The organism is Pseudomonas sp. P4_C3 (genome assembly GCF_056402075.1).
In genome coordinates this window covers 20,480-28,234 of the sequence record NZ_JBFUIC010000053.1, presented here as the reverse complement: position 1 = coordinate 28,234, position 7,755 = coordinate 20,480, and the positions used below count along the sequence as shown (strand labels likewise).

At 60.6% G+C, this 7,755-nt stretch carries 8 protein-coding genes; 1 reads left to right on the top strand and 7 read right to left on the bottom strand.

The genetic code is table 11. The features are described from left to right. Positions 1-120: 120 nt before the first annotated feature. The 7 genes from AC1DVH_RS12070 to parS form a co-directional block, all read right to left on the bottom strand. A complete protein-coding gene (locus AC1DVH_RS12070; protein ID WP_477753989.1) occupies positions 121-1,593 on the bottom strand; it encodes an aldehyde dehydrogenase family protein in 1,473 nt (490 codons plus the stop codon). Next, positions 1,586-2,413, bottom strand: coding sequence for an ABC transporter permease (locus AC1DVH_RS12065; RefSeq protein WP_477753988.1), 828 nt, complete (start codon positions 2,411-2,413; stop codon positions 1,586-1,588). Before AC1DVH_RS12065 ends, AC1DVH_RS12070 begins: the two co-directional genes overlap by 8 nt. A 1-nt stretch (position 2,414) precedes the next feature. Further along, the gene (locus AC1DVH_RS12060) at positions 2,415-3,332 is read right to left on the bottom strand and encodes an ABC transporter permease (RefSeq protein ID WP_477753987.1); all 918 of its coding nucleotides are present in this window, start codon (positions 3,330-3,332) and stop codon (positions 2,415-2,417) included. Between the two features lie 31 nt (positions 3,333-3,363). Beyond that, positions 3,364-4,506, bottom strand: a complete 1,143-nt coding sequence (locus tag AC1DVH_RS12055; RefSeq protein WP_477753986.1) for an ABC transporter substrate-binding protein — start codon at positions 4,504-4,506, stop codon at positions 3,364-3,366. Positions 4,507-4,545: 39 nt separating this feature from the next. Next, positions 4,546-5,661 (bottom strand): ABC transporter ATP-binding protein, encoded by a 1,116-nt coding sequence (locus AC1DVH_RS12050; protein ID WP_477753985.1) that lies wholly within the window; start codon positions 5,659-5,661, stop codon positions 4,546-4,548. A gap of 187 nt (positions 5,662-5,848) precedes the next feature. Then, positions 5,849-6,337: an RES family NAD+ phosphorylase gene (locus tag AC1DVH_RS12045; protein WP_150754611.1), complete on the bottom strand. Its 489-nt coding sequence runs from the start codon at positions 6,335-6,337 to the stop codon at positions 5,849-5,851. Further along, the gene (gene parS / locus AC1DVH_RS12040; RefSeq protein ID WP_347912055.1) at positions 6,334-6,810 is read right to left on the bottom strand and encodes a type II RES/Xre toxin-antitoxin system antitoxin; all 477 of its coding nucleotides are present in this window, start codon (positions 6,808-6,810) and stop codon (positions 6,334-6,336) included. Before parS ends, AC1DVH_RS12045 begins: the two co-directional genes overlap by 4 nt. A gap of 620 nt (positions 6,811-7,430) precedes the next feature. Here parS and AC1DVH_RS12035 point away from each other — a divergent pair. Then, positions 7,431-7,745 carry a DUF6124 family protein gene (locus AC1DVH_RS12035; protein WP_477753984.1) on the top strand — a complete coding sequence of 105 codons (315 nt, stop codon included), beginning with the start codon at positions 7,431-7,433 and terminating at the stop codon, positions 7,743-7,745. Positions 7,746-7,755 lie beyond the last annotated feature (10 nt).

Here is a 7,755-nt window from a genome sequence, read left to right as displayed (position 1 = left end):
GCAAAAGCCAAAGCAAAAGCAAAAGCAAAAGCAAAAGCAAAAGCCAAAGCCAAAGCCAAAGCAAAAGCAAAAGCCAAAGCAAAAGCAAAAGCAAAAGCAAAAGCAAAGAGGTTGACTGGTTTACTTCAAGTACCAACCCCACGGCTCGTCGCTGACGTACTCGGTCACCTGCTTGACCTCCAGGTAATTGTGCAACCCCCATTGCCCCAGCTCCCGGCCGATGCCGCTGTGTTTCATCCCGCCCCAGGGCGCTTCGACGAAGGTCGGTTGCGAGCAGTTGACCCAGACGATCCCGGCGCGCAGCTGGTTGGCGACCCGGGCGGTGCGCTGCAAATCGGCGCTCATCACGGCGGCGGCCAGGCCGAAGCGGCTGGCGTTGGCCATTTGCAGCGCTTGTTCTTCGGTCTTGAAGCGCTTGATGCACAGCACCGGGCCGAACACTTCTTCGCGCCACAAGATGCTGCTGTGCCCCGGCTCATCGAAGATCGCCGGCTCAATGAAATACCCTTCGGCCAGATGCGCCGGTCGCCGTCCGCCGGTGAGCAAACGGGCGCCGCTGGCCAAGCCCTGGTCGATGAAGCCGAGCACCTTGTCGTACTGGCCCTGGCTGACCAGCGGCCCGAGCAGAACGCCGGGCTGCATACCGGGGCCAATGCTGATCTTGCGGGTTTCCTCCACCAGCCGTTCGATCAGGCGCGGGGCGATGGTTTCCTGCACCAGCAGGCGTGAAGTCGCGCTGCACACCTGACCCTGGTTCCAGAAAATCCCGAACAGAATCCACTCCACAGCGGCTTCGACATCGGCGTCATCAAACACGATGAACGCAGACTTGCCCCCCAGTTCCAGGCTGATGTTCTTGATGTCCCGCGCCGCTGCCGACATGATTTTCGCCCCGGTGGGCACGCTGCCGGTGAAGGCCAGTTTGTCCACCCCCGGATGCTCGGTGAGCGGGCTGCCGGCGTCGGCGCCGAGGCCGGTGACCAGGTTCAGCACCCCGGCGGGCAAGCCGATACGATCGGCAGCGGCCGCCAGTTCCAGCGCGGTCAATGGCGTCAGTTCGGACGGTTTCAACACCACGGTGGCCCCGGCGGCCAAGGCTGGCGCCACCTTCCACGCGGCCATCAGCAGCGGGTAGTTCCAGGGAATGATTTGCCCGGCCACGCCAATCGGCTCGTGGCGGAGGCGGCAGCGAAAACGCTCATCCGGCAAGGCCAACGGCTGATCCTGCTGCTGGTCAAGATCGCGGGCCAAACCGGCGTAGTAACGGAAACAACCGATCGCATCGCCAATGTCCCATTGCGCTTCGGGCAGCGGCTTGCCGTTGTCACGCACTTCCAGTTCCGCCAGCGTCTGCTGGCCGCTTTCCAGCTCATCGGCCAGCGCCTCGAGCCACTGCGCACGCTCGGCGCCGCTGGTTTGTCCCCAGCCATTGTCGAAGGAGCGACGGGCCGCACGCACGGCATGGTCGACATCCTCTTCAGTGCCCGCCGCCACGCGGTGGAAGACCTGTTCGGTAGCCGGATCAATCACGTCCAGATAGCCGCCCAGGTCCGGGCTGACCCATTCGCCGTTGATGTAGAGCTGATCACGCATGGTGTGACTCCTGGACGCCGGTACGGCGGTTTTGCAGATGGCGGGAAGTGAACAGCAAGGCCAGCGACACGCAGATGATCACCGTGGAAATCGCGTTGATCTCTGGCGTCACGCCGCGGCGGATGGAGGAAAAGATGTAGATCGGCAGCGTCGTTTCAGAGCCGGCGACGAAGAACGCGATGATGAAATCGTCGAAGCTGAAGGTGAAGGCCAGCAGGAATCCAGCCATGATCGCCGGACTGATCTGCGGCAGGGTGACCCGCCAGAAGGTGTCCATCGGTGGCGCGTACAGGTCCGCCGAGGCTTCGAGTAAGGCCTTGTCCAGCGAGTCGACGCGGCTGCGCACGATCACCATCACCAGGGCCATGGTGAACAGCGAATGCGCAGCGATCACGGTGAAGAAGCCCATGTTCAATTTCGGCACTGTCGGCAACCAACTCGCCAGCAGCGGGTTGATCAGGTCGAACAGGCTGATGAAGGCAATCAGCGTCGAGATGCCGATGACGATGCCCGGCACGATGATCGCGCAGTAGGTCAACGCATCGAACAGCAGGCGCACCTTGGCGCCGCAACGCTGCAAGCCGAACACCGCCAGGGTGCCGAACAGCGTGGCAATCACCGAGGAACTTGCGGCGATCAGCGCGCTGTTGCCCAGGGCTTCCATGATGAACGGGTTGCCGAACGCGGTGCCGAACCATTGCACCGAGCAGCACTGAAAGGCCAGGCCACTGCGCCCGGCGTTGAAGCTGAACAGCACGATCAGGGCAATCGGCGCGTAGAGGAACAGGTACAGCGATGTCGAATAGCTGCGCAGCCACATGTCACAGGCCTCCGTCGGCAGGGCGACCGCCGTAGCGCGCCACCAGTTTCAAGTACACGCCGATGATCAGCAGCATCATCGCCACCAACGTCATGGCCAGCGCACTGCCGAACGGCCAGTTGCGCGATTGCAGGAACAGGTCGACCAGCGCGTTGCCGACAAAGAACACCTTGCCGCCACCGAGAATGGCCGGGATCAGGAACTCGCCCATCAACAGGATGAACACCAGCATCACCCCGGTGATGATCCCCGGTGCGGACAGTGGCAGGGTGATCCGGCGGAAGCTTTCGAAGGCGCTGGCACCGAGGTCGGCCGAGGCTTCGAGCAGGCGCTTGTCGAGTTTTTCCAGGCTGACGTAGATCGGGAACACCATCAGCGGCAGGTAGCCGTAGACGATGCCGATCAGCACCGCCCACGGCGTGTTGATCAGCCGCACATCCTCAAGACCCAGGCTGGCCAGCAGTGCCGGAATGCCTTTGCCACTGAGGATGAAAATCCACGCATAGGTGCGGATCAGGAAACTGGTCCAGAACGGCACGATCACCAGGGTCAGCAACAGCGAGCGGTTCCTCGTGACCTTGACCGCGAGGAAGTACGCCAACGGATAGGCCGCCAACAGGCACACCAGGGTACCCAGCGGCGCGAGCATCAGCGTGTTGCTGAACGCCGCGCCGCGAGAACCGAGGTTCAGGTAGTTGGCCAGGGTGAAGCCACCGGCGTAACCGCCCACGGCGCTGCGCTCGCCGAAACTGAAGACCAGGATGATCACCAGCGGCATCAACAACAGCAGCAGAAACCACAGGGTCGAAGGCAAGAGCATCACCAGGGTGATGCGCCGGCCCAGGGTGCGCCGTTGGCGAACCTCGACCGGCAGGGCACGGCCCGGCTGCACCGTTTGGGGGTGGGCGGCGGCATTCATGGGTGACTCCTCATTGGCCATGGTCAAGCGATCAGGCGGACTTGAAACGCGCCATCAGTTCGGCGCGCGCCGGGCTGGTCAGCGTCGCGGCGGCACCGAACTCCAGCGGGCTCAGGGCCTCGGCGGCCGGGTACATGATCGGATCGTCGAGCATCGCCACAGGCAGCAGCGCGTCGACACGCTTGTCGCCGCTCGGGTAGCCGTGGCTCAGCACTTCGAGCTTGTTGTGCTGCGGATCGAGCAGGTAGTTGATGAACGCGTAGGCGGCATCCTTGTGCTCCGAGCTTTTCGGGATGGCGAAGAAGTCGCTCCACAACTCGCCACCTTCCTTGCCCAGCTCGAACTGCATTTGCGCGTTGTCGCGGTGCAATTGCGAGGCATCGCCAGTCCAGGACATCGCCAGCCAGGCATCGCCGCTGCGCATCGATGGCTGGATGTCGGAATTGATCGCGAACAGGTGCGGCTTGACCTCGATCAGCAGTTTTTCCGCGTCGGCCAGTTCTTTCGGGTCCAGGGAGTTGAAGCTGTAGCCGAAGCTTTTCAGCGCATTGCCGATGGCGGTCAGTTGATAGTCGTGGACCATCGTGCGGCCGCTGGCCGGGCCTTGGGCGGCGGCCCAGAATTCCTTCCAGCTGGCGGGGCCGTTTTTCAGCTTGCCGGCGTCGTAGAGCATGCCGGTGGTGCCCCAGTTTTTCGGCACCGCGTAGACCTTGCCGTCCACCGTGCCCTGGGCCATGAACTTCTGCTGGAACGCCGAGGCATCGAAGTTGGGAATGCGCGACAGGTCCAGCGGCTCGATCAGGCCCAGGCCGACGTAGGTGCTGATGGTGTAGTTGGTCGGCACCAGCACGTCCCAGCCACTGCCGCCGGCCTGCAATTTGGCGAGCATTTCTTCGTTGGAACCGAACACGCTCATCGACACCCGGGCGCCGGTTGTCTTGGCGAAGGTGTCGAGGTTTTCCTGGCTGTGGTAGTTCGGCCAGGTCGCCAGCGACAGGCGATCACCGAGCTTGGTTTGCTCGGCGGCCTCGGCGGTGGAGGTCAGCAGGCCGGGCATGTTGGTCGCGACCACGGCAGCGGCGATCCCCAGGCCCGTGCGGCCAAGGAATTCTCGGCGACTGATTGAGCCGTTCTGCCAGCTGCGCAGGGTTTTGATAAAAGTCTTCTGGTCCATAGCACGCTCCACATCCGGTTGATGAAACGAATCGATGATTTACAACGCCATGGCCAGGCCATTGGCGTGATCCCAGCCGACGCGCACTGGCGCGCCGTGTTCGAATGCATTGGCGCCGTGATCCTGCTGGCGCGGCACCCGCACGCAGACCACGCCGAAGGCCTGGGTGCGCACGCGGTATTCGGTGGAATTGCCCAGGTAGATGCGGTCCTCGACGCAGCCTTGCAGCTTCACTTCCCGGGCCATCTCGGCGTTGGCCCTGGCGATGCTGATCAGCTCCGGCCGCACCGCAATGCAACCGGCGGCGTTGGCGCTCAAGGCTTTGCCGGTGGGGGTGAGGGGGCTGGTCAGCTCCAGCCCTTGCTCGGTGCGCAGCACCACCGAGTTGCCGTTGAGCTGGCGCACGGTGCCGTCGAACAGGTTGGACTCGCCGATAAAATCAGCCACGTAACGGCTGGCCGGGGCTTCGTAGAGTTGTTCCGGGGTGGCGGTCTGGATGATCGAACCGTTGTGCATCACGCTGATGCTGTCGCTCATCGACAGGGCTTCTTCCTGGTCGTGGGTGACCAGCACAAAGGTGATGCCGACCTCGCGCTGCAAACGCAGCAATTCCGATTGCATCTCCTTGCGCAGCTTGCGGTCCAGCGCAGCCAGCGGTTCGTCGAGCAGCAACACGGTTGGCTTGTTGACCAAGGCGCGGGCGAGGGCGACACGCTGTTGCTGGCCGCCGGACAATTCACTCGGCTTGCGCTGGCCAAAGCCGCTGAGGCGCACCATTTCCAGCGCCTCATCGGCCATGCGCAGTTGCTGTTTTTTGTCCGGGCGTGGATTGCGATAACGCAGGCCGTAGGCAATGTTCTGCGCCACGGTCAAATGCGGGAACAGCGCGTAATGCTGGAACACCATGTTCACCGGCCGTTCGAACGCCGGCACGCCGGCCACACTTTTGCCGGCCAGTCGCACCTCACCGCTGGTGGGCTGTTCGAAGCCGGCGATCATGCGCAGGGTGGTGGTCTTGCCACAGCCCGAGCCGCCGAGAAAGGAATGAAACGAGCCACGCCGCACCGCGAAATCCAGACCGCTGACGGCCTGCACCTCGCCATAGCGTTTGACCACATTGCAGAATTCGATATCGCTTGGCGGGGTGTTGTTCACGAGGCGGGCTCCCTTGCAGTGATGAATCAGTGCGTCGGGGGCCAAACTAGCAATCGGGGTTTTGCGGTGTATATATCCCTTGGGGGATAGGAGGGGGGTGGAGCAGGTGTTCAGTAGGTGTGCAGCGTAGAGATCACACGCGACAGGCTGCATTTGAGGTTCTGGTGTGCAAGTTCGACATTCTCATTCATTTCAGTAAGCGGGTATCCAGTCCAAAACGCTCCTGCGAAACAAGCTTGAATTGATCCGCCGCCAAATCACAGCTAACGAGTAGGTTCCAAGAGTGGCGGGTAACTGCGGACGGGATAAGCACGAACGGGTGTTCGGCCAGTAGCTCATCAGCGAAATGCTGTTGATTGGGCGAAAGTTCAGATGGGATTAGCCAGTTAGGGTTCGGTACATCTTCAGGTTGAACAACTTTGATGACATTCGAATCCAGCACTTCGAAACACGTCAGCACATAAGGCACCCTGTCGAGCGTATCGAAGCCTGCGTGGGTGGCGACCTCTAAAATCGCCGTAGCCGGGTCGGCCGAAGCGTAAATAACCCGGCGGCCGGGAGGGTTCCATCGGCCACCGGATAGTTGCGCACCAATGCCGCTATCCCATGTGTCCTTGAAAACCGCACGGTCCAGACGCCAAGCGTGCCACTTCCCATCCCAAGGCAAAGGATTCATTGATAAACCCCGTGTTCAATTCGGGTCAGGTAGTCCTCTACCACCTGGAAACCCAGCGAGTTGTCGATCAGTTCCAGCGGAATATGACCCTCCAGGTACTTGCAGGGTTTCTTCAGCCAGTCCTCAGCCAACTGCTGATCGCCAAACACATTGATGGCGTGCTCAAGTACCTGTGCATACTGAAAGGCGACGGTGCTTTGTTGCTGGTTCAGCCGAACTGGCTGGGTTTCCTTTGCCAAGCGTTGCACGGTTCTGAGGGATTTCCCGGTAATGCGCTGAACAAGATCGTGCTCCATGTATAGGCCGGATATAGAAATCATGTCCCTGACGTCGCTCAGATCAAAGCCTTCCTGTGTGTATCGGATAATCAACATGCGCGTATCGCCACTACGGCCATGTAGCAGCACCTCAACAGGCTTGCGGGCGACACGCTTTGTCTGCGCCCCTACGACTTCATTTTTGACGGCGGGCATACCGATTACCTCCATGCGACATTTGACGTGATCATAACGCCAAATGTCGCGAGCCGGGTAATTGCCTTTGTCGACCCTTGTCTCGCGCATGTAATCGTTTCACCCTAAATGCCTGAAAGAACGCCTGAATCAGGCGAGAAATCGTTATCCCTGATCAGAGCGGCCAAGTTAAACCTCACGCTTCCGGCCGCCAACCTTAAAAATACGTCAGATATTTCCTCTTCGGTCCTAGGAATTTCAACGTGGGCAAGCCACGTAAATTCAAGGCTGAGACGCGTATGTTTAATCGCTGTCAGCGTTACTTCCCGCAAGCTACAACACCTTGCGTCGTTGCCTACAGGTACGCCAGAATCCGCCGGCTTGTGCGCCTTGGGGCTGGGTTTTATCGTTTGCCGGTCGCTGAAAAACAGTGATCGGGTTTGGTAGCCCGGTGTTACAAGGTGCAATGCGTCACTATCAGCAGCGTTTTTCTGCTCTGCTGCTACATGGTGGCCATGCACAGGGCGCCTTCGGGCGCGCCGGTTTCCTTGTACCCGGTCTACCAACCTGCGTATGGCCACCACCCAACGTTTGGTAGCGTGAGAGTGATGGCTCCTTTTTACGGTACAAGGAGTTTCACTATGTTCAAAGTCACACCCAATCCCCCGGACACTGATCCGGCATCTCCGTACGAAAGCCTCGATCTCAACCTCGGCCCCAACATCATGGCGACGCCGCGCAAGCCCAGCACCATGTTCATCGTCAATCCCGAACTCAATGTCGAGACCTTACTGGTGCATGCCTGCGAGTCGCTGGCCTCGGCCAATGTAATGGCCAACGATCTGGTGGATCATCTGGAGGGGACGAGCCGCAATGCGCTGTTGGGCATTGCGCAAGTGATCATGCTCGGTGAACTGGCAGTGAACCGGGCGCTGGATCGGCTTGATCCGCCCTGACCACAATCTC